At 70.5% G+C, this 19,329-nt stretch carries 17 protein-coding genes; 8 read left to right on the top strand and 9 right to left on the bottom strand.

What is annotated here, in order from left to right:
• Nucleotide 1: 1 nt before the first annotated feature.
• Nucleotides 2-475, bottom strand: coding sequence for a Holliday junction resolvase RuvX (ruvX, locus tag ACK41C_RS16805; protein ID WP_409656549.1), 474 nt, complete (start codon nucleotides 473-475; stop codon nucleotides 2-4).
• Nucleotides 476-553: 78 nt separating this feature from the next.
• Here ruvX and gatC point away from each other — a divergent pair, with 78 nt between their 5' ends.
• Both gatC and gatA read left to right on the top strand, forming a co-directional pair.
• A complete protein-coding gene (gene gatC, locus ACK41C_RS16800) occupies nucleotides 554-841 on the top strand; it encodes an Asp-tRNA(Asn)/Glu-tRNA(Gln) amidotransferase subunit GatC (RefSeq protein ID WP_409656547.1) in 288 nt (95 codons plus the stop codon).
• A complete protein-coding gene (gene gatA / locus ACK41C_RS16795; protein ID WP_409656545.1) occupies nucleotides 842-2,314 on the top strand; it encodes an Asp-tRNA(Asn)/Glu-tRNA(Gln) amidotransferase subunit GatA in 1,473 nt (490 codons plus the stop codon).
• Nucleotides 2,315-2,374: 60 nt separating this feature from the next.
• Here the strand turns inward: gatA and ACK41C_RS16790 are convergent, their stop codons facing one another.
• The gene (locus ACK41C_RS16790) at nucleotides 2,375-2,698 is read right to left on the bottom strand and encodes a hypothetical protein (protein WP_409656543.1); all 324 of its coding nucleotides are present in this window, start codon (nucleotides 2,696-2,698) and stop codon (nucleotides 2,375-2,377) included.
• Nucleotides 2,699-2,816: 118 nt separating this feature from the next.
• Here ACK41C_RS16790 and gatB point away from each other — a divergent pair, with 118 nt between their 5' ends.
• Entirely contained in the window at nucleotides 2,817-4,310 is a 1,494-nt protein-coding gene (gene gatB, locus ACK41C_RS16785) for an Asp-tRNA(Asn)/Glu-tRNA(Gln) amidotransferase subunit GatB (protein ID WP_409656541.1), read from the top strand.
• A 50-nt stretch (nucleotides 4,311-4,360) separates the two neighbouring features.
• On the opposite strand, the gene ACK41C_RS16780 is transcribed toward gatB, so the two are convergent.
• Nucleotides 4,361-4,843 (bottom strand): RcnB family protein, encoded by a 483-nt coding sequence (locus ACK41C_RS16780; protein WP_409656539.1) that lies wholly within the window; start codon nucleotides 4,841-4,843, stop codon nucleotides 4,361-4,363.
• Nucleotides 4,844-4,991: 148 nt separating this feature from the next.
• On the opposite strand from ACK41C_RS16780, the gene ACK41C_RS16775 reads away from it, so the two are divergent.
• Complete coding sequence (locus tag ACK41C_RS16775; protein ID WP_409656537.1) at nucleotides 4,992-5,717, top strand: glutathione S-transferase N-terminal domain-containing protein; 726 nt, start codon at nucleotides 4,992-4,994, stop codon at nucleotides 5,715-5,717.
• A 188-nt stretch (nucleotides 5,718-5,905) separates the two neighbouring features.
• Complete coding sequence (locus ACK41C_RS16770; protein ID WP_409656535.1) at nucleotides 5,906-6,175, top strand: sel1 repeat family protein; 270 nt, start codon at nucleotides 5,906-5,908, stop codon at nucleotides 6,173-6,175.
• Between the two features lie 16 nt (nucleotides 6,176-6,191).
• On the opposite strand, the gene ACK41C_RS16765 is transcribed toward ACK41C_RS16770, so the two are convergent.
• The gene (locus ACK41C_RS16765; protein WP_409656533.1) at nucleotides 6,192-6,950 is read right to left on the bottom strand and encodes a polysaccharide biosynthesis/export family protein; all 759 of its coding nucleotides are present in this window, start codon (nucleotides 6,948-6,950) and stop codon (nucleotides 6,192-6,194) included.
• Between the two features lie 120 nt (nucleotides 6,951-7,070).
• Between ACK41C_RS16765 and ACK41C_RS16760 the strand changes: the two genes are divergently transcribed.
• The 3 genes from ACK41C_RS16760 to ACK41C_RS16750 are packed head-to-tail and all read left to right on the top strand — an operon-like array spanning nucleotide 7,071 to nucleotide 10,554.
• Nucleotides 7,071-8,531 carry a GumC family protein gene (locus ACK41C_RS16760; protein ID WP_409656531.1) on the top strand — a complete coding sequence of 487 codons (1,461 nt, stop codon included), beginning with the start codon at nucleotides 7,071-7,073 and terminating at the stop codon, nucleotides 8,529-8,531.
• A 56-nt stretch (nucleotides 8,532-8,587) separates the two neighbouring features.
• Entirely contained in the window at nucleotides 8,588-9,289 is a 702-nt protein-coding gene (locus tag ACK41C_RS16755) for a sugar kinase (protein ID WP_409656529.1), read from the top strand.
• On the top strand, nucleotides 9,286-10,554 hold the full coding sequence (locus ACK41C_RS16750) for an O-antigen ligase family protein (protein WP_409656527.1): 1,269 nt from the start codon (nucleotides 9,286-9,288) through the stop codon (nucleotides 10,552-10,554). The genes ACK41C_RS16755 and ACK41C_RS16750 overlap by 4 nt, the downstream gene beginning before the upstream one ends.
• Here ACK41C_RS16750 and ACK41C_RS16745 read toward each other — a convergent pair.
• The 5 genes from ACK41C_RS16745 to ACK41C_RS16725 are packed head-to-tail and all read right to left on the bottom strand — an operon-like array spanning nucleotide 10,544 to nucleotide 19,297.
• Nucleotides 10,544-11,317, bottom strand: coding sequence for a polysaccharide deacetylase family protein (locus ACK41C_RS16745; RefSeq protein ID WP_409656525.1), 774 nt, complete (start codon nucleotides 11,315-11,317; stop codon nucleotides 10,544-10,546). The two genes, ACK41C_RS16750 and ACK41C_RS16745, sit on opposite strands and share 11 nt — an antisense overlap.
• Complete coding sequence (locus tag ACK41C_RS16740; protein ID WP_409656523.1) at nucleotides 11,314-12,243, bottom strand: glycosyltransferase family 2 protein; 930 nt, start codon at nucleotides 12,241-12,243, stop codon at nucleotides 11,314-11,316. Before ACK41C_RS16740 ends, ACK41C_RS16745 begins: the two co-directional genes overlap by 4 nt.
• Nucleotides 12,240-13,685, bottom strand: a complete 1,446-nt coding sequence (locus tag ACK41C_RS16735; protein ID WP_409656521.1) for a lipopolysaccharide biosynthesis protein — start codon at nucleotides 13,683-13,685, stop codon at nucleotides 12,240-12,242. The genes ACK41C_RS16740 and ACK41C_RS16735 overlap by 4 nt, the downstream gene beginning before the upstream one ends.
• A complete protein-coding gene (locus ACK41C_RS16730; RefSeq protein WP_409656519.1) occupies nucleotides 13,685-15,211 on the bottom strand; it encodes an exopolysaccharide biosynthesis polyprenyl glycosylphosphotransferase in 1,527 nt (508 codons plus the stop codon). Before ACK41C_RS16730 ends, ACK41C_RS16735 begins: the two co-directional genes overlap by 1 nt.
• 42 nt (nucleotides 15,212-15,253) lie before the next feature.
• Nucleotides 15,254-19,297: a CHAT domain-containing protein gene (locus tag ACK41C_RS16725; protein ID WP_409656517.1), complete on the bottom strand. Its 4,044-nt coding sequence runs from the start codon at nucleotides 19,295-19,297 to the stop codon at nucleotides 15,254-15,256.
• Nucleotides 19,298-19,329 lie beyond the last annotated feature (32 nt).

Here is a 19,329-nt window from a genome sequence, read left to right as displayed (position 1 = left end):
CCTAGCCTCCGATGGCGCGCAGCCGCTCCAGCGCGCCCTGCAGGATCCAGGCGGCCGCCATCTTGTCGACCACGTCCGCGCGGCGGGCGCGGGTCATGTCCGCCTCGTCGATCAGGAAGCGGTTGACCGCCATGGTGGACATCCGCTCGTCCCAGAAGGCGATGGGCAGGTCGCGCAGGCGCAGCAGGTTGCGGGCGAAGGCGCGGTTGGACTGGCAGCGCGGGCCTTCCGTCCCGTCCATGTTCACCGGCAGGCCGATGACGATCCCGGCGGCGTCGCGGTCCTGAATCAGGGCGAACAGGCGGTTGGCCTCCTCGGTGAACTTGGTCTTGCGGATCAGCTCCAGCGGGCTCGCCACCGTGCGGGTGGCGTCGGAGATCGCGACCCCGATGGTCTTTTCCCCCAGATCCAGGCCGATCAGCGCGCCGTAACGGGGCAGAAGGGCGGGAAGTTCGCTCAGGTCGACGACGGCCATGGCTCCTCTTAGCGGGGATGGCTTGTCAAAGGGAGGCCCGCGCGGCTAACCCGTGCCCCGAACAATCAGGAGGCCCCCATGGCCATCGACGCCGCGACCATGCGCAAGGTCGCGAGGCTCGCCCGTATCGCCGAGCCGGAAGAGAAGCTGGAGCCGCTCGCCCGGGAGCTGACCGGCATCCTCAACTGGATCGAGCAGCTGAACGAGGTGGACACCGACGGGGTTGAGCCCATGACCACCGCCGTCCACGCCACCCTGCCGATGCGCGAGGACGTGGTCACCGAGGGCGGCGATCCCGCCAAGGTGCTCTCCAACGCGCCCAAGAGCGTGGGCAATTTCTATGTCGTGCCGAAGGTGGTGGAATAGATGTCGTCCTTCACCACCATGACCCTGAAGGCCGCGCTGGAAGGCCTTGAGTCGAAAGCCTTCTCGTCCGAGGAGCTGACCCGCGCGCACGTGGAAGCCATCGAAGCCGCCCGCTCGCTGAACGCCTACATCCTGGAGACGCCCGAAAAGGCCCTGGACATGGCCAAGGCCTCCGACGCCCGCCGGGCCAAGGGCGAGGCCGGGCCGCTGGACGGGGCGCCGCTGGGGATCAAGGACCTCTTCTGCACCGAGGGCGTGCGCTCCACGGCCTGTTCCAACATCCTCGGCAATTTTGTCCCGACCTACGAATCCACCGTCACCGCCAACCTGTGGCGCGACGGGGCGGTGATGCTGGGCAAGCTGAACATGGACGAGTTCGCCATGGGCTCGTCCAACGAGACCTCGGCCTTCGGTCCGGTCGTGAATCCCTGGCGCTCGGAAGGCTCGAACGCCAAGCTGACGCCCGGCGGCTCCTCGGGCGGGTCGGCCGCGGCGGTGGCCGCGGAGCTGTGCCTCGGCGCCACGGCGACCGACACCGGCGGCTCCATCCGCCAGCCGGCGGCCTTCACCGGCACGGTGGGGATCAAGCCAACCTACGGCCGCTGCTCGCGCTGGGGCGTGGTCGCCTTCGCATCCTCTCTTGATCAGGCCGGGCCGATCGCGCGCACGGTCGAGGACGCGGCGATCCTGCTGCGGTCCATGGCCGGCCACGATCCCAAGGATTCCACCAGCCTGCCGGTGGAGACGCCGGACTTCCCGAGCTTCGTCGGGAAGTCGGTGAAGGGCCTGCGGATCGGCATCCCCAAGGAATATCGGGTCGACGGCATGCCCGCCGAGATCGAGAAGCTGTGGGAGCAGGGGATCGCTTGGCTGAAGGAGGCCGGCTGCGAGATCGTCGAAGTCTCCCTGCCGCACACCAAGTACGCCCTGCCGGCCTACTACATCGTGGCGCCGGCCGAGGCCTCGTCGAACCTCGCCCGCTATGACGGCATGCGCTACGGCCTGCGCGAGGAGGGGGCGAACCTCATCGAGACCTATGAGAACACCCGGGCCGCCGGCTTCGGGACCGAGGTCAAGCGCCGGATCCTGATCGGCACCTATGTGCTCTCGGCCGGCTATTACGACGCCTATTACCTGAAGGCGCTGAAGGTGCGCCGGCGCATCGCCGACGACTTCGACCAGGCCTTCGAGAAGGTGGACGCGCTGCTCACCCCGACCGCGCCCTCGGCCGCCTTCGGCCTCGGCGAGAACGCCGACGATCCGGTGGCCATGTACCTGAACGACATCTTCACCGTGACGGTGAACCTGGCCGGCCTGCCGGGCATGAGCATCCCGGCCGGCGTGGACGCCAACGGCCTGCCGCTCGGCCTGCAGCTCATCGGCAAGGCGCTGGACGAGGGGACGCTGTTCTCCCTGGGCGGCGCGCTGGAAAAGGCCGCCGACTTCAAGGCCAAGCCGGCCAAGTGGTGGTGACGCCATAAGAAAAGCCCCGGCCGCCGGCCGGGGCTTTTGTCTGTCAAGGCTGACCGCAGATCAGATCTTGTCCAACTCGGCCTGCACAGCGGCGATGGAATCGTCGGTGATCATGCCCTGGGACAGGGGCTGCAGCTGCTTCAGCGTCATGCCCTTGAACTGGTCGTAGGCCTCGTGGCTGGTGATGCCGGGCAGGTTCTTCTCCAGCGCCGCCTTGCCGGCCTCGTTGGCGGCGATGTCGGCGATGGGGCTGTTTTCGGCCGACAGCTTGGCCGGGGCCTCGGCGTGGCCCTCATGGCCGGCGTGCGCGTTTTCGGCCAAAGCGGGGGCGGCGGCGAACGCCAGGGCGGCGCCGGCGAGCGTCGCGGCAAGCGTGATCTTCATGGGTGTTTCCTCATTCCCGTTCGCGTCGAGCGCGGATTTCGCCAGCGAGCGGCGCCGTGTGCAAGGGATTTCGCGGCGCCGGCTTCCGCTCCTCCGCGGCTGGCGCTAGTAACCCCCCATGACTGAGACGTCCAAGGTGATCGAGGGCCGCACCGGCCCGTGGGAAATGGTTCTGGGCCTGGAGGTGCACGCCCAGGTCGCCTCGAACGCCAAGCTGTTCTCCGGCGCGGCGGTAGGTTTCGGCGCCGGCCCGAACGAGCAGGTCAGCCTCGTGGACGCGGCCATGCCCGGCATGCTGCCGGTGATCAACCGCCATTGCGTGGAGCAGGCGGTGCGCACGGGCCTGGGCCTGAAGGCCCAGATCAATCTGAAGAGCCGCTTCGAACGGAAGAACTACTTCTTTCCGGACCTGCCGCAGGGCTATCAGATCAGCCAGTACATGCAGCCCATCGTCGGGGAAGGCGAGGTCATCGTCGAGCACGACGACGGCTCCACCTTCACCGTGCGCATCGAGCGCCTGCACCTGGAGCAGGACGCCGGCAAGAGCCTGCACGATCAGGACCCCAACGCCACCTACATCGACCTGAACCGGGCTGGAACGGCGCTGATGGAGATCGTCTCGCGCCCCGATATGCGCACCTCGGCCGAGGCCGCGGCCTATGTGAAGAAGCTGCGGACGATCCTCGTCTATCTGGGCACCTGCGACGGCGACATGGAGAAGGGCAACCTCCGGGCCGACGTGAACGTCTCGGTCTGCCGTCCCGGCGACTACGAGAAGTTCCGCGAGACCGGCGATTTCAGTCACCTGGGCACGCGCTGCGAGATCAAGAACGTCAATTCCTACCGCTTCATCCAGCAGGCGATCGAGTACGAGGCGCGCCGCCAGATCGAGATCCTCGAGGACGGCGGCAAGATCGACCAGGAGACCCGCCTCTTCGATCCGAACAAGGGCGAGACCCGGTCCATGCGCTCCAAGGAAGACGCGCACGATTACCGGTATTTCCCCGACCCCGACCTGCTGCCCCTGGAGCTGGACCCGGCCTGGGTGAAGCAGATCGAGGCTTCCCTGCCGGAGCTGCCCGACGCCAAGAAGGCGCGCCTACAGTCGCAGTATGGGCTCAGCGCCTATGACGCGGGCGTGCTGATCTCCGACCAGGCCCGGGCCGACTTCTACGAGGAAGCCGCCAAGGGGCGGGACGCGAAGCTGGTCGCCAACTGGGTGACCAACGACCTGGCGGCCAAGCTGGCCGCCGGCGGGATCGAGATCGCCGACAGTCCGATCAAGCCCGCGGCCATCGCCGAACTCGTCCAGTTGATCGAGGAGGGCGTGATCTCCTCCAAGATCGCCAAGGACGTGTTCGAACGCATGTGGGCGGGCGAGGGGACCCCGCGCGAGATCGTCGAGAAGCAGGGCCTGCAACAGGTCTCCGACACCGGCGCCCTGGAGAAGATCATCGAGGACCTGATCGCCGCCAATCCCGGCCAGGCCGCCGCGGTGAAGGAAAAGCCCCAGGCCATCGGCTGGTTCGTGGGCCAGGTGATGAAGGCCACCGGCGGCAAGGCCAATCCCGGAGCGGTCAACCAGCTCCTGAAGGCCAGGCTGGGCGTCTGAACCGACGGAAAAGGCCTCGAAGCGTGCGCTTCGAGGCCCTCTCGCCCAGGTCAGTTGTTGATGATCTCGAGGATCAGGCCGGTAGCCAGCGCCACCAGCAGGTAGTCGCTCCCGACACGGTGCCAGGCGTAGCCCGGCGGCGGGCGGCGGAGCCGATAGCGGTCGTAGTCGTAGATCACGTATTCGCGGTAGTAGGGCGGCATATAGGCGCCGCGCCGCCAGGCCGTGTAGCCCGGGCGGTAGTAGGGGCTGCCGTAGTAGGCGGCTGGAGGCGGGCCGTAGTACCAGCGGTTGTTGTAGTAGTAGCCGTTGTGCCGGCCGCGGTCCCAATGGCTGTAGCGCCGGTCGTCGCGACGGTCGCGACGATAGTCCCGCCGGTCGTCGCGGCGGTCCCAACGGTTGTCGCGGCGGTCGTCCCTGCGATCCCACCGGTCGTAATAGTCACGCGGCTGGGCGTAGGCGGCGGTGGCGCCGGCGGCGATCGGGCCGGCGACGGCGGCGGCCGCGGCGAGGCCCAGGACAAGGTGTTTCATCTGCGAAGCCTCCCGGCTTGAAGGTCCCTTGGCGGTAACCATGATCAAGCGCGGCTGAACTCGACCTGAACAGAACTGTCAGGCTTGGCGGTTGCGCGAAGCGCGTCGACCGCCATCTATGTCCGACCGGCTTGCAAGGGAGAACGCCATGGCTGAACCGATCGACGTCCACTTCTGGCCGACGCCCAACGGCTACAAGATCACCATCGCGCTCGAGGAGATGGGCCTGCCGTACAACATCGTGCCGGTGAACATCGGGGCGGGCGAGCAGTTCAAGCCGGAATTCCTGGCGATCAGCCCCAACAACCGCATGCCCGCCATCGTCGATCCGGACGGCCCGGGCGGAAAGCCGGTGTCGGTGTTCGAATCCGGGGCGATCCTGCAGTACCTGGCCCGCAAGACCGGTCAGTTCTACGGCGCCGACGAGCGGGCGCGGATCGAGGTGGACGAGTGGCTGTTCTGGCAGATGGCGGGCTTGGGACCCATGGCCGGTCAGACGCATCACTTCCGCCAGTACGCCCCGGCGATGATTTCCGATCAGCGCCAGATCGCCTATGGCGCCATCCGCTACACCAACGAGACGCATCGGCTCTACGGGGTGCTGGATAAGCGTCTGGCGGACCGGGAGTATGTCGCCGGCGACTATTCCATCGCCGACATGGCCGCCTGGCCGTGGGTCACGCCCTGGAAGCTGCAGGGCATCGTCATGGACGAGTTCCCGAACCTCAAGGCCTGGTACGACCGCATCGCCGCGCGGCCGGCCGTGCAGCGCAGCGCCGAGAAGGGCAAGGGCATCACCAACCGCAATCTGGGGGCGGCGACGGCCGACGCCGAGGCTGCGCGCAAGGTGCTGTTCGGCCAGCGCGCCCGCTGAGCTTAACCCTTTCTCGACACTGATTTCCGTCGAGTAAAACGCATGAATAGTGCGCCAAGACTGCGGCCTGCCGCCGCAGTCTTTCGTATTAACCCTATGTTTAACGCATATCGGCTCATCCTCTGATCGGAAGGGCCGCGCGTGTTCCAGAACGGGGCGCGGCGGTCCGGGGAAAAGGGGAACTGCTCATGCCTGCGAGCATGGAAATGGACGGCGGCCTGCCTTTGCCGGACCCGACCGCCACGGGCGACGAACTCTTCAAGATGGGCCTGCTCTATTCGACGGGGCAGGGCGGGGCGCCGCTGGACTACGTCTCGGCGCACATGCTCCTCAACCTCGCCGCTATGCGCGGTTCGGTGGAGGCCAAGATCTACCGCAAGGAGCTGAGCCAGGAGATGGCCGCCGAGGAGGTCGCCGAAGCCCAGCGTCAGGCCCGCGAGTGGCTCGCCCACGGCTGAGCCGCCGCCTCTTGCCTTACTGAACCACCCGGTCGCCCAGGGCGTAGTTGAACCCGAAGGTGATCGGCGAGACGTCGCGGAAGTACTGCTGCATCCACAGTCCCGCATTGGCGACGCCGCTGCGGGGCACATAGACGATATCGAACCGGCGCAGCGGCACCAGGTCCGCGTCCGGCGATCCCAGTCCCCGCAGAAGGTCGGCGTGACGCATCATCGCCCGCCCGTCGGGGCCGCGGCGGATCACGATGACCTTCGACCTGTCGGCCGTGACCTTGAACCCGCCGGCCTGGATCACCGCCCGCAGGGCGTCGGAGTCGCCCACCAGATCGATCACGCCGGGCTTGTCGACCTCGCCGCCGACGAAGACCTTCAAGGGCGCGGCCTTGGGCGTCACCTCCACATAGGGCCGCAGGAGCTGGCCGGAATAGGCCTGGTGGAGATCGGCCTGCAGCTCGTGCGCCGAGCGGTCGGCGGCCATCACCGGGCCCACCAGCGGAGCGATGATTCGCCCGTCCGGCTGCACGGTGACCACCTTGTTCAGCTCCGGGGCGGACGGCACCGTCAGCTCGATCTCGTCGCCGGGATAGAAGCGGTAGTCCGGCTCGTAGTCCGTCCAGCTCGCATAGGGAATATCGGCGAAGGCGCCGCGCGTACGCTTGGGCGCCGGCTCGTCGCGCACGCCCAGCAAGTCGACATTGGGCGGCCGCGGAACCGCGCAACCGCCGAGCGCCAGGGCGGCGGTCAGGGTGATGGCCAGGGACACTGCGGATCGCATGGCCCAAAGGTTAAGGAGAATGGGTAACGGAGTGTTAATCGCGCCCCGCCAGCTTGCGCCGTGAAGGGTGTGAACGGTCGGGATTCGATGGCGTCGCCGGGGGCTTGGGCAGGGCAGGACATGACGGCGCGCTCCGGCTGGAGCGCACGGCCCCGCTACGCCTGGACGGATTTTCCGACCCTGCTCTGGCGCGAGCGCTGGTTGATGCTGGCCGTCTTCCTCGTGCTGTTCGGCCTTGGGATCGCCTTCGCCTTCACCCTGAAGACCACCTTTCCCGCCTATTCCAGCGTGCTGGTCCGGCTGGGCCAGGAGTATGTGTACGAGCCCCGCGCCGGCGACGCCGGCCGCGGCGCGGTGCTCGACCCCGACCAGGTGATCCAGTCCGAAACCGAGATCCTGGGCGCCGGGCAGCTGAAGCATCGGGTGATCAACCGGCTAGGCCTGGCCCGCATCTATCCGGAGCTCGCGCCGAAATACGCCAAGGCTGGCCCGGCCGAGAAGGCCAAGATCATGGGCCAGGCGGTGCTCGGCCTGGAGCGTCACCTGAAGATCGAGACCGCGCCCGACACCCCGATCATCCGGGTGTCCTTCGCCCATACCGACGCCGAGACCGCCGCGCTGGTGCTGAACACGCTGCTCGAAGAGTACCTCGTCTATCGCCGCTCGGTGTTGCTCGACCCCAGCGCCTCGGCGCTTGAGCAGCAACGACTGGCGTTCCAGCGGCGGCTGGCGGAGGCCGATTCGGCCTATGAGGACTTCCTCTCCAACAACCGCATCGGCGATTTCGTGGCCGAGAAGGCCTCGCTCTCGGCGCTTCAGGCCCAGATCGAGCAGCAGAAATACCAGACCGACGCCCAACTCAGCGAACGCGAGGGCCGGCTCGCCACGCTTGAGCGTCAGCTCGCCCAGGTGTCTCCCGAGGTGGGTCTTTATCGCGACGTCTCCGGCGCGCCGGGTGAGAAGCTGGTGACCCTGAAGCTGCAGCGCGAGGACCTGCTGTCCCGCTACAAGGCTGAAGCCCGTCCGGTGCAGGAACTCGACGCCCAGATCGCCCAGCTGGAGGCCGGGATGGCCGCAGGCCGCACGGCCGGGGAGGGCGCGCGGCGCATCGGCGTCAATCCGGTCCACCAGACCCTGCAGACCGAGAAGATCCAGCTCGCCGCCGAGGTCGCCGCCCTGCGCCAGAGCCAGGCCGCGCTCGCCGATCAGGTCGAGCAGGTCACCCGCCGGCGGCTGCGGCTCGCCCAGCTCGAGCCGCTGTTCCAGGAGCTCTCGCTCGGCCGCGACGTGCTGCAGGCCAATGTCCGCGACCTGACGGTCAAGGAGGAGCAGAGCCGGGCCAATCAGGAGATCGCCGCGCGCACCAACGACAACATCCGCATCGTCTCGCGCGCGATCCCCGCCACCAAGGGCAAGAGCCTGAAGCGGCCGGTGGCGATGCTGGCCTTTATGTTCGCCGCCTTCACCGCGCTTTGCGCCGGCCTGCTGCGGATGTTCCTGCGGCCGGGCCTGCCCACCCCGGAATCGGCCGCCCGCACTCTCGACCTGCCGGTGCTGGGCGCAGCGCCGCTGAAGGCGTGAGCGACGGCGGATATTTGGGTTAGTTTGAGCCGATTGTACGGACGGCGATTCGAGCGATGGTGGATCTGAGCGCCGAGATGGCCGACCTCTGGGCGTCGCTCGGCGCGCCGGCGGGCGGCCGCGCGCGGATCGTCCAGGTGATCGCCGCGCGCCGTGGGGAGGGCGCCTCAACCGTCGCACGTGAGCTCGCCGCCCACGCCGCTCGCCGCGCCGCGCGTGGGGTCTGGCTCGTGGACCTCGACCTGCTCGGCGCGCCGCAGCATGAGGCCCTGAACCGCGAGGCGGGCCGCTATGGGGCGCTGGGCGAGCCCGTGGCCGCCAGCCCTGACGGCTCGACCTTCTTCACCGTCCAGCCGCCGGCGCGGACCGCCGATGGGACGCCCTGGCCCGACGCCCGTTATCTGGAAGCCCGTCGGGTTGGAAGCGCACGCCTGTGGATCACCCGGTTCCGGGCCGAGGCCCTGCGCGGCCGTCAGAGCGTGCATATCCGGCCGACCGCCGACTACTGGAACGCCATGCGGGCCCACGCCGACCTGGTGGTTGTCGACGCGCCTTCGCCCGAGCGCTCCCAGGCGGGCCTGATGGTCGCCCCCTTCATGGACCAGATCGTCATGGTCGTGGCCGCCGACGAGCCGGACGTGAAGGCGCCTGCGCGCCTGCGCGACGCCGTCGCCGCGGCCGGCGGCCAGGTCTCGGGCCTGTTCTTCAATCGCGGCGTGGTGCAGCGCCCGGGCTTCCTGAAGGCGATCCTGCCGTGACCCACGGCGCCTGGGCCGGCGCCCCGCCTGCCGCGGAAGCGCGCTGGACGCTCTGGCGCCTGGCCACCGTCGGCGCCGCGGCGCTGGTCTTCCTGATCTATAGCCAGTTCTGGGTCTTTCCGATCCTGGGCGAGGACGGCGATCCGGCGGCCAGCGGCCTGGTGCGCAACCTCTATCTGCCGGCCTATGCGGCGGCGCTTTTCCTGTTCGCGCTCTCGCCATGGGAAGTGGTGCGCGCCACGCTGCGCCAGCCCTTCCTGATCCTCCTGCTCCTGATCTGCGCCGCCTCGATCACCTGGTCCATCGCGCCCGACCAGAGCTTCCGCCGGGTGATCGCGCTCGGCTTCACCTGCCTGGGCGCTATCGTGCTGGCGGTGCGCTATTCCTGGGCCGAGCTGGCGGAGCTGCTGGCGGGCTGCTTCGCCGCCTTGGCGGTGATCGCCATCCTGGCGGCCCTGCTGGTCCCCTCCTTGGGCGTTATGCCCGACCTGTTCCCCGGGGCGTGGCGTGGCGTTTGGCCGGAAAAGAACGCGCTGGGCGGCAACATGGCGATCGGCTTCGTGGTGCTGGCCGCCGCCGCGGCGCTCAACCCGAAGCGGGCGCTGCTCTGGGGCGGGTTCGCCGTCCTGGCGCTGTTCCTCGTGCTCATGTCGACCTCGAAGACCTCTCTCGTCTCGCTGCTGCTGGGTTTCGGGGGCTTGGTCTTCGTGGCGCTGGTCCGGCGCAACGCGGCGCTGGGTGTCGGCATGGTCTGGCTGGCGGTGTTCGGGGCGGCCCTGCTGGGCGGCTTCATGCTGGTGGCCGCCGACGTCTTCTTCGAGCTCCTGGGCAAGGACGCCACGCTGACCGGCCGGACGGAGATCTGGGAGGCGGCGATGCGCCAGATCGAGAAGCGGCCCTGGACCGGCTACGGCTACGGCGTGGTCTGGGAAGTGAAGGGGGCATGGACCCCGCTCGCCTGGATCGTCAAGGACGCCAACTTCACACCGATCCACGCCCACAGCGCCTGGGTGGAGCAATGGATCGGCATGGGCCTTCCAGGGCTCGCGGCCTTCGCCTTGATGTACGCCCAGGCCTTGATCCTGGCGGCTGTGGCGATCTTCCGCGACCGCGGGGCGTTTCTCGCCGTCCCGTTCCTGATCGTCTACAGCCTGATGTCCTTCACCGAGAGCATCGCGGTGACCTATCACGACTTCCGCTGGGCGCTGTTCGTGATGATCGCGGTGAAGCTCGCCTATCCGATTAGCGCTACGGTCAGGCGGTGACGCCAAGGGTCCGCGCGGCCTCGCCCACCGTCATCACCTGGAAGCCTTCGGCCAGGGCGTCGTCGAGGATGCCGGCCAGGGCCTGGGGCGTGCAGCCCCACGGCGAGGGATCGGGCCGCACGTCGTGGGTGTAGAGGATCAGCCAGGCGGTCTTCGCCCGGGCCTTGGCCAGCCAGTAGCGGGCGGTGGACTCGCCCTTCTCGCCTTCGATACCCACCGCCGGGGCCTGGTTGAGATCCGAGCCCTTCTCGATCATGCCGTGGTGCAGGCCGCGCAGGGTGGCGTAGCGGCGAGCCAGCGCCGCCTTCGGTCCCGGCGCCACGTCGCCGTAGGGATAGGCGAAGCTTTCCACCGGCTTCTGCGCCCATTGCGCCAGCAGGTCGGCGTTACGGGCCACCTCGGCTTCGGCTTCCGCGCCTGAGGCGCGGCCGCAGTCCAGGTGGGAGAAGGTGTGGCAGCCGATCTCGTGCCCGGCCTCGGCCAGGCGTCGGTAGTCGGCCGGTTCGGCGCAGCGCCCCATGGGGATCTCCGCCCCGGCGAGCCCGGCGGACACGTAGAAGGTGCCGCGCAGGCCCCGCGCTTCGAGGATCTGGGCGCCGGTCACGGCCGCGGTCAGCGGGGCGTCGTCGAAGCTCATGGACAGCATGGGCCGTTCCGGCGCGCGGGCCAGGGGGCGGCGGTGGAGCAGGCGGGCCACCCGGCGGCGGATCTTGCCGTCGAGGCCGGCGTTGGCGCGATAGGCTTCGTCGTAGGCGGCGGTCATACGGCCTCGGCATAGAGGGCGGCGCGATAGAGACGCATCGCGAAGGCGCGGCTCGAAAGCGGTGCGGCGTCGGCCTTGGCGTAGGCCTTCAGCAGCGGCCGCCACAGCCCGCGCAAGGGCGCGCGCTTCAGCGCCCGGGCGACGCGATAGCTGGGATAGGTGGAGACCACCTCCGGATGGGCGGCCACGACCCGGGCGAAATTGGCCGCCGACTGCTCGTACTTGGCGGCCATGGCGCCGGGCGTATCGAGCCCAAGGTGCGTGGCGGTGTTGTCGATATGCAGGATCGGCCAGCGGCGGGCGACCCGCATCCCCCATTCGACGTCCTCCCAGCCCCAGCCGGAGAAGGCCTCGTCAAAGGCCTCGGTCTGGAAGACGTCGCGGCGCACCAGCAGGTTGGAGGTGAAGACGTGCTTCTCCGGGTTCCGTCGGCGAACCTCGGCGGGCAGGCAGTCGGAATGGACGGCCATGGCCCGGTGCAGGGCGTGCTCCCGGCGCGGCGGCAGCTGGTCCAGCGAGAAGCCGCCGAAAGCGACCGCCGGGTTCTCCGCTTCGATGAGCTCGAGCCAGCGGACCAGGAAGTCCGGCGTGTCCGGCAGCATGTCGGAGTCGAGGAACAGGAACCAGGCGCCGCGGGCGTGGCCGACCAGGCGGTTGCGCCCCTTTGAGCGGCCCTCGTTGCGCGCCAGGCGCACGAAGCGCGCAGGGTGGGGCAGGGCGGCGACGGCCGCCTCGACCCTGGCGGCGAGTTCCGCGTCGCCGGTGCCGTCGTCGAGCACGACGACCTCGGCCGCAGCAGGGATCGTCCCGAGCGCCTGGAGCAGCCGGACGGGATCGTCGCCCTTGAAAGGGATCAGCACCGACAGGCGCGCGCCGCCGGCGGCCCAGAGGGCGTTGTCGAACAGAACCTCGGTCTGGGCGCTCATGCGGCGCTCCGGGCGCGGAGGGCGGCCAGCGCATCGCCTGCGCGGCTGCGGAAGCCGCCGGCGTCCACCAGATAGACGGTCACCCCATAGACGGCCGCGCCGGCCGCCGCCTTGATGAGCAGTTCGGGAAGGCCGCCGAGGGACGGCAGGCTCATCACGACGCCAGCCATCAAGGCGCTGGCGCCGCCGGCCTGCAGCACCACGCGCCATGGGATCGGCAGGGGCGCGAGGCCCTGGCCGAGGCGGACCGAGGCGACAAGGCCCAGGGCGTAACTCGCCGCCGTCGCCCACAGGGCGCCGTCCAGGCCGAAGCGCGGGATGAGGACCAGGTTGAGCACGAGATTGGCGCCGGCCGGGATGGCCATGGCGACCAGCAGCAGGGTCGTTCGGCGGCCGAGCGTGAAGGCCTGATGGAAATAATAGGTGGTGAGCCCTGCGAAGAGGCCGCTGGCGGCGATCCAGGGTGTGACATGGGCGGCGCCGGCCGCCATGGCCTGGCCGACCATCAGCTGCGACAGCGGCGCGGCGACGAGCGCCAGCCCGACGGCCGCGGGGAAGGTGAGCAGGATCATCAGGCTGGCCTGTTCGCGCGCCGCCCGCCGCAGCGAACCGCGTCCGCCGCGCTCAAGCGCCATGATCAGGGCCGGTCCGCCGGCCGCCCCCAGCCAGATGAAGACCACGTCGAGGGTGCGGTTCGCGAGGCTGTAGCCGGCGTGATAGAGGCCCACCGCCTCGGCGTTCAGGAAGGCGGCCAGCAGGAACCTGTCGGTGCTGGCCAGCACCAGGGCCAGGATCAGCGACAGCGCGACCGGCACGCCATAGGACGCGTGTTCTCGGAGCCGCGCGGTCTCGAGCCGCCCGCCGCGGGCGAGGCTTGCCTCGGCCGGCAGCCGCCAGGCCATGCAGACCGCCGCCGCCAGGCCGAAGCCCAGCAGGGGCGCCGCGCCGCCGAACCCGGCGAGCGCCAGGCCCGCGCCGATCAGGAAGCCGCCCAGGGTCTGGATCACGTCGATCAGGGCGGCGGTGCGGACCTCTCCGGCCGCACGGGCGCGTTCCTGGGCGATCTTGGCGAAGGTGCGGGGCAGAACGGCCGCGAGGCCTGCGAGCACTGCGAACTTCAGGCCCGGCCCCATCGGCCAGAAGAGCGCCGCGGCGGCCGCCAGCGGCAGGACCGCCAGCAGCAGGAGCCAGGTCCGCTGCACCGTGGCGGAAAGCGCCTTGCCCCCGTCGCGGCCCGACTCGGCGGCCCAGAAGCGAGCCAGCGCCGCTTCGTTCCAGGTGAAGGCGGCCGTATGGACCAAGGTCATCACCGAGAAGCCGAGGGCGTAGTCCCCGAACTGCCCAGGCGTCAGCAGGCGCGTGAAGGTGACGATGGTGGCCAGGCCCACCAGGCCCTGCACGATGTTGACCGGCAGGTATCCGAGGACGCCGCGCCAGAACATCAGCGCACCGCCTCGCTATCCCCCAGCAGGCAGGGGATGGTCATGGCCATGATGTAGAGGTCGAACCAGAAGGACTGGCGCTCGATGTATTCCACGTCCAGCGCCACGCGGCGGCGGACGAGCTCTGGCGTGTCGACGGGCCCTCGCGAGCCATTGATGGCGGCCCAGCCGGTCATGCCCGGCTTCATGCGGTGTCGGTGGGCGTATTCGGCGACCAGGCGGGCGCTCTCCACGTCGCCGGTCTTCATGCCCACGGCGTGCGGGCGGGGGCCGACCAGGGACATCTCGCCTTTTAGCACGTTCAGGATCTGCGGCAGCTCGTCCAGGCTGGTGCGGCGGATGAAGCGGCCCACCCGGGTGACGCGGTCGTCGTCGGCGGTGATCTGGCGGCTCGCCGTGGCGTCGGCGGCCTCCACCCGCATGGAGCGGAATTTCCAGACCACGATCTCTTCGTTGTTGAAGCCGTGGCGGCGCTGACGGAACAGGGCGGGGCCCGGGCTGTCCAGGCGGATCGCTACGGCGATGGCGGCCATGACGGGGGCGGCGAGCAGCAGGGCCAGCGCGCCGACGGCGAGATCCTGGGCCCGCTTGGCCAGCGCCTTGCCGTGATCGGAGGGCGGGCCGGATATCCGCGCCAGGGGCACGTCGGCGATGCGGTCGATGGCCTCGGCCTCGGCGGCCGGGTCGGCGCCGTCGAGCAAGAGGACGATCTCGTTGGGCAGGACCCGCAGCCGTTCCACCAGCTGGCGGATGCGATCGCCGGCCTTGGCGGGCACGGTGATGACGATGCGGTCCACATAGGGCAGCACGCGGTGGCCGAGCAGCGCTTCGGACCCGCCCAGCACCGGCACGCCCCGCAGGTCCTTGGGCCGCCGCGCCGCGCGGTCGTCGAAGACGCCCAGGATGTTGACCTCGCGGCTCTTCAGGGCGGCGGCGATCAGGCGCTCGGCTGCGCCCGTCGCGCCCACCACGACGATATTGGGCGTGAGGCGCCCGTTGCGCCGCCAGGTCTGAACGCCGCACCACCAGCCCAGGTGGGTGGTCAGCAGAACGGTGCCCGCCACAGGGATCCAGGCCTGGAGCCCCGCGGTCAGGGCGGCGAGGGGCGTGACGGGCGCGAGGGCCAGGAAGGCGCCGCCGGTTCCAAGCGCCAGGGCGATTCCGGCACGGGCCAGGTGCAGTTTCGGCCCTTCGCGCCGGCCGAAGCCGTAGGCGTTCATCAGCGAAAGGGCCAGCAAGGTCGCCAGGGCGGCGGCCGCGGCGAAAGCCGCCGATACGCCCGCCGCGCGGTTCAGCAGCAGCGCGGCCGCCAGCAGGCCGCCCATGTCGGAAAGCTGGGCGAGCCAGGCCACCACGCGCCCGGGCAGGCGCGCGCGCGTGGGCGCCAGCTGAGCCGGCCGCAAGGGGCCGCGCCGGTCGGGATGAGCCGGATCGGCGGAGCCGGCGGCCTTCGACGGGCGCTCCAGGATGGCGGTGGAAGTCATTGAACGAATGCGGACGCAGCCCAGGAAATGGAGCTGCAGCATGCACGCGCGCCCTGGACGAGCCGTTAACGGGCCAGCGTTCGACTAACGTGTTGGGGGAAAGGCGCCCCGGTCGAGCCGGAAGACCGCGGCCTCGCCGCCAACGGCGCCGCCCAGCACCACCGACTCGGGATCGCTCGCCTCGACGCTGAACAGGAAGAGGTTTCCGCCGGAGTCCAGCATGCGCGGCTGTGAGACCGTCCCGTCCGGCCCGACCGTCAGAACCACGCCGCTGTAGGAGGCCCGCTTGCCGCCGGAGAGCGGCGCGTCTCCCAGGCGATAGTCCAGCAGGTTCTCCTTCCGCCCGGCTGCGATCAACGCCCCGTCTGGCGCGACCGCCAGGGCGCGAATCTCGGAGACGCCGAGGCTGTCGTCGAGGTTGAGGATTTCCGGCGCGAGATCAGGGCCGAGGGTCAGCAGGCCGGCCTTCTCGTCCGTCGCGCAGTCGGCCTTGAACGCGCCGGCGAGCGCGGTCCCGTCCCGCCATGCCGCGCCGGCGGCGATAGCCCAGCCGGGCAGCTCCCGCCGGGCGACGAGCGCTCCGGTTCGGCCGTCGCGCACCTCGATCCAGGTGGTCGGGGGCGGAATGCAGATCGGCCACTCGAAGTCGTCCAGCTCCTCGGGCAGGGGCGGGGAGGCGCCGTGGCGGCGGCTGTAGGTCAGGAGCAGGGTCTCGCCGCGCGGAATGATCGTCGCCTCGTCGACCTGCACGCCCGCCGGCAAGGCGATCTCGAACAGGGGCCGGGGCGCGAGCTTCGCATCCACCTCGAAGGCGCGCAGCCGCGCCGGGGTGATGCGGTTCGGATCGAAGCTCCGCTCGGCGGTGACGAACACAGCCTGATCGGATCCGAGCGCCGCGCCGCCCAGGACGAAGGCGCTCGCACCTTCCGCCGCGTCGCCGCGCCACGCCTTGGTCCGCCGGCCGGTCTTGGCGTCGAAGAGCTCCAGGGTGGGGATGAAGCGGTCCCCGCCGGCCGCGACATAGCCGCTGGTCAGCAGGCTGCGACCCAGCGGAACGATCAGGTTTCCGGCGCCGGCGTTCCGGTCCTCCCGCCGCCAGGTCCGCTCGCCCGACACGGCGGCTATCCCGGCGCCGTGGCGGCCTTCAGCGTCCGCCGCGCCGATGAAGCGGGCGACGATCCCCGCCTCGCTGCGGGCCAGGCCCAGGACCTCGCTCGCCCCGCCGGTCCCGCGGGTCAGAACCTCCATCGAGAGCGCCGCCGGCGCAGGCGCCGCCGCGGTCCCGCGCCCGCCGTCGCCCAGCAGCAGGAACGGCGCCCAGAAGCGCGGATGCAGATAGGCCCGCCCCGGCGGAGCGGCCAGGAAGGCGCGCTGGGCGTCGGCCAGGGCCTGGGCCGGGCGCGCTTCGCCCCCGCCCAGCCGTTCGAAGACGCCGGCGACCACTTCCTTTCCGGTCTCGGACTCCACCGGCCAGAGCGTCCCCAGCACCGCCGGCGTCCCCGCCACCGCGAAGGCCGAGGCGAGCGCCGAGAGTTCGCCCGACATACGGCTCAGGTCGTAATTGGCGGTATTGCAGGCCGAGAGCGCCACGAACCGCGCCGCCAGGCTCAGGTCAGCGATCTCCGAGGCGGTCAGCAGGCCGTCATCGGCGGGATCGCCGGCCGACACGGGCGTCAGAGCCAGGGCCGGCTCCGTCACCCCCTCCAGCTCGTCGCGGATCAGGCCGTGGGTGGCGAAGGAAAGGTGGCGGTAGCCGCCGATCAACTCGCCGCGCACCGCCCGCTCGGTCGCCTGACCCTGCAGCAGCACGCGGGCGGCGGCGAAGGGGGCAGCCGACCGCTCCAGCTCGTCCCGCGTCTCGGGAAGGGGCTGGAGCGCCGAAAGCCGCGCGCCGCGCAGCAGGACCTTGGCGCGGTCCTCGCCGGCCGGTGTGGCGCCCGAGAAGATCGGATCGCCCACGCCCAGGAAATCGAAATAGCCGGTCTCGCCGGCGGGCGCGGAGCGGATGGCGGCCACCACGCTCGCCGCGCCCGGATAGCTGATCGCATGGCGCCTCGCGAACCAGTCGGCGGCGGCGAGATCATAGCCGTCGCCGAGCTTCGGGGGGACCCGCTCGAGCAGGGCGCCGAGCGGCAGGGGGAAGAGCCCGGCGTTGGGGAGCCAGAGCACGTGGTCGCCGGGCTTCAAACAGGCGTCCAGCGGGCGGATCAGCAGATCGTAGAGCCTCACCGCCGCCTCGGCCGGGAACTGAGCGTCCAGGTCCTCCGAAGGCGCGTGGCCGGCGGTCAGCGAGCCCTGCAGGGCTCGAAGGTCCAACAGCATGCGCCTCGCGTCGAGGGGACCCACGCGGCGGCGCACGCCGTCGCGGCGCACGCACATCTGCGCCACGCCGCCGGGGACAAGCGTGAAGCTCAAGGCCGCCTCGTCTTCGCCCAGGCTCGCCTGGAAGTCCGCGAGCGAGACGAGGTTGAGGCCCGAAGCCTCGATCCCGTCGGCCGAGAGCCGGCGGTCGGTCTCGGAGAGCCGCTTGGCGAAGTCGCGGAACAGGCTGCGGGTGTCGTGATCATGGCTCAGGCCCTGGCTGGTGGGGGCCGTCGACATCCGCTCGGCCACCTTGCGCAGCTCCAGCCGCTCCAGGCGGTCTCGCCGCGCCCGCAGGCGCAGGGCCTGGTGGATCGAACGCCGCTGCAGGGCGTCCTTGGCCTGGGACAGCGCCGTCAGGGCGTCGGACTCGGAGGTCGCGCCCATCCGCCCCGCCAACTGGAGAAGCGCGAACACCGTTTCGTCGGCGTCGGGCTGCTCCGCGGCGGCCTGGGTGAGGGCCAGCGCCACGATGGTGCGGTCGATCGCGTCCGGCCGCCGCCAGGCGCCGAAACCGCCAGCCGGCTGCGCGGCAAGGGCTGCGGTCATGCGCCGGCCGGTCTCGTAGAGGCCGCTCGCCCGACCGTCACCCTGCGGCTGGGCCAGGGCATGGCCGAGCGCCCGGTAGGCTTCGATGAGGGCGTCGGTGGCCGGCGTGGTCGCGAACCCCGCCGGCTTCGCGAGCGCCTGCGCCGCGACGGGATCGGCCTCGCCCGTCAGGGCGTGAGCCAGGGCGCGGGCGGTCAGATAGGTCAGCTCGGCCATCGAGGCGGGGGCGCGGCCGGCCTTGGCGTGCCGGGCGGCGAAGGGATGCTCGGCCAGGGCCGCCCCCGCGCAGTCCGGATCGCCCTGGATCGCGCAGAGCGCGGCCTTCAGGGTGAGCGCCGCTCCCAGCAGCCGTTCGCGCTCCTCCGGGTCGAGTTCGATGACGCGCAGGGTCGCCGCCGCGGCCTCGGCCGCGCGCACAGCGGCCGGCAGGTCGCCGCGCTCCTGCAGCAGCTGCGCCTCGGAAAGCCGGAACCGCGCCGCTTCGACGCTGAGCGGCGGCAGGGTCTGCGCCACCATCGGGCCGAGGGCCGCATAGACGCCATAGGCCCGGTCGCTGTCGCCCAGCTCGATCAGCAGGCTGACAGCCTCCGCGCCGGTCCAGGCCACCGTGTAGCGCCCATCCTGGGGGTTCTTCACCGAGGCGATCAGTGACAGGACCTTGTCGAGCGAGCGTGTCGCGCCGCGGGCGTCGTCCAGCGCGACCTGGACTTCGGCGGCCAGAACCTGGCGCTGCAGATAGAGGGGAACGTCGAAGGCGTTCTCCACCTTCCACGGCGCCCAATCGAGGATCTGGGCCGTCACCTCCGGCCGCCGCAGGGCCAGACGGCCGTGATCGAAGTAGTAGGCGGCGCGTCGGGCGAGCTGCGCCCGGACTTGCGGATCGGTTTCGGCTACCGCCTCCGCGGCGTCGACATACTGAGGTGCGTGCTCGGCGAGGCAGGGGTCCGATTGCATTCGGATGCAGATGTCGAGAAGGGCGCCCAGCACGGCCAGCCGCGCCCAGGACTCCTGCGTCGCCGGCTCGCCCAGCAGGGCCGTGAGGTCCTGGCGCGCCGTAAGCCCTCGCCCCTCGAAATAGGCGCCCCAGGCCGCGTTGATCCTGTCAGGCGCCGCCTCGGCCGCCACCGCAGGTCGTGGCTGCGCGAGAAGGACGCTTGCGGCGAGCAGCGAGACCGCTAGGCTTCGCCGTAGCGAACCAGTCGGGGGTAGGAAAGCCATGGGGCGGCTCCAGTTCGGCGCGGCGGCGTTGA

Source organism: Phenylobacterium sp., assembly GCF_046290725.1.
GTDB lineage: Bacteria > Pseudomonadota > Alphaproteobacteria > Caulobacterales > Caulobacteraceae > Phenylobacterium.
This window is presented reverse-complemented; position numbering and strand designations above follow the sequence as displayed.

What these genes read in the sequence shown, in the direction of transcription:
- gatC (WP_409656547.1), top strand. Translation starts at nt 554, where the DNA reads ATGGCCATCGACGCCGCGACCATGCGCAAGGTCGCGAGGCTCGCCCGT.
- gatB (WP_409656541.1), top strand. Translation starts at nt 2,817, where the DNA reads ATGACTGAGACGTCCAAGGTGATCGAGGGCCGCACCGGCCCGTGGGAA.
- gatA (WP_409656545.1), top strand. Translation starts at nt 842, where the DNA reads ATGTCGTCCTTCACCACCATGACCCTGAAGGCCGCGCTGGAAGGCCTT.
- ruvX (WP_409656549.1), bottom strand. Translation starts at nt 475, where the DNA reads ATGGCCGTCGTCGACCTGAGCGAACTTCCCGCCCTTCTGCCCCGTTAC.
- ACK41C_RS16790 (WP_409656543.1), bottom strand. Translation starts at nt 2,698, where the DNA reads ATGAAGATCACGCTTGCCGCGACGCTCGCCGGCGCCGCCCTGGCGTTC.
- ACK41C_RS16730 (WP_409656519.1), bottom strand. Translation starts at nt 15,211, where the DNA reads ATGCTGCAGCTCCATTTCCTGGGCTGCGTCCGCATTCGTTCAATGACT.
- ACK41C_RS16735 (WP_409656521.1), bottom strand. Translation starts at nt 13,685, where the DNA reads ATGTTCTGGCGCGGCGTCCTCGGATACCTGCCGGTCAACATCGTGCAG.
- ACK41C_RS16755 (WP_409656529.1), top strand. Translation starts at nt 8,588, where the DNA reads ATGGTGGATCTGAGCGCCGAGATGGCCGACCTCTGGGCGTCGCTCGGC.
- ACK41C_RS16725 (WP_409656517.1), bottom strand. Translation starts at nt 19,297, where the DNA reads ATGGCTTTCCTACCCCCGACTGGTTCGCTACGGCGAAGCCTAGCGGTC.
- ACK41C_RS16745 (WP_409656525.1), bottom strand. Translation starts at nt 11,317, where the DNA reads ATGACCGCCGCCTACGACGAAGCCTATCGCGCCAACGCCGGCCTCGAC.
- ACK41C_RS16775 (WP_409656537.1), top strand. Translation starts at nt 4,992, where the DNA reads ATGGCTGAACCGATCGACGTCCACTTCTGGCCGACGCCCAACGGCTAC.
- ACK41C_RS16740 (WP_409656523.1), bottom strand. Translation starts at nt 12,243, where the DNA reads ATGAGCGCCCAGACCGAGGTTCTGTTCGACAACGCCCTCTGGGCCGCC.
- ACK41C_RS16780 (WP_409656539.1), bottom strand. Translation starts at nt 4,843, where the DNA reads ATGAAACACCTTGTCCTGGGCCTCGCCGCGGCCGCCGCCGTCGCCGGC.
- ACK41C_RS16765 (WP_409656533.1), bottom strand. Translation starts at nt 6,950, where the DNA reads ATGCGATCCGCAGTGTCCCTGGCCATCACCCTGACCGCCGCCCTGGCG.
- ACK41C_RS16760 (WP_409656531.1), top strand. Translation starts at nt 7,071, where the DNA reads ATGACGGCGCGCTCCGGCTGGAGCGCACGGCCCCGCTACGCCTGGACG.
- ACK41C_RS16770 (WP_409656535.1), top strand. Translation starts at nt 5,906, where the DNA reads ATGCCTGCGAGCATGGAAATGGACGGCGGCCTGCCTTTGCCGGACCCG.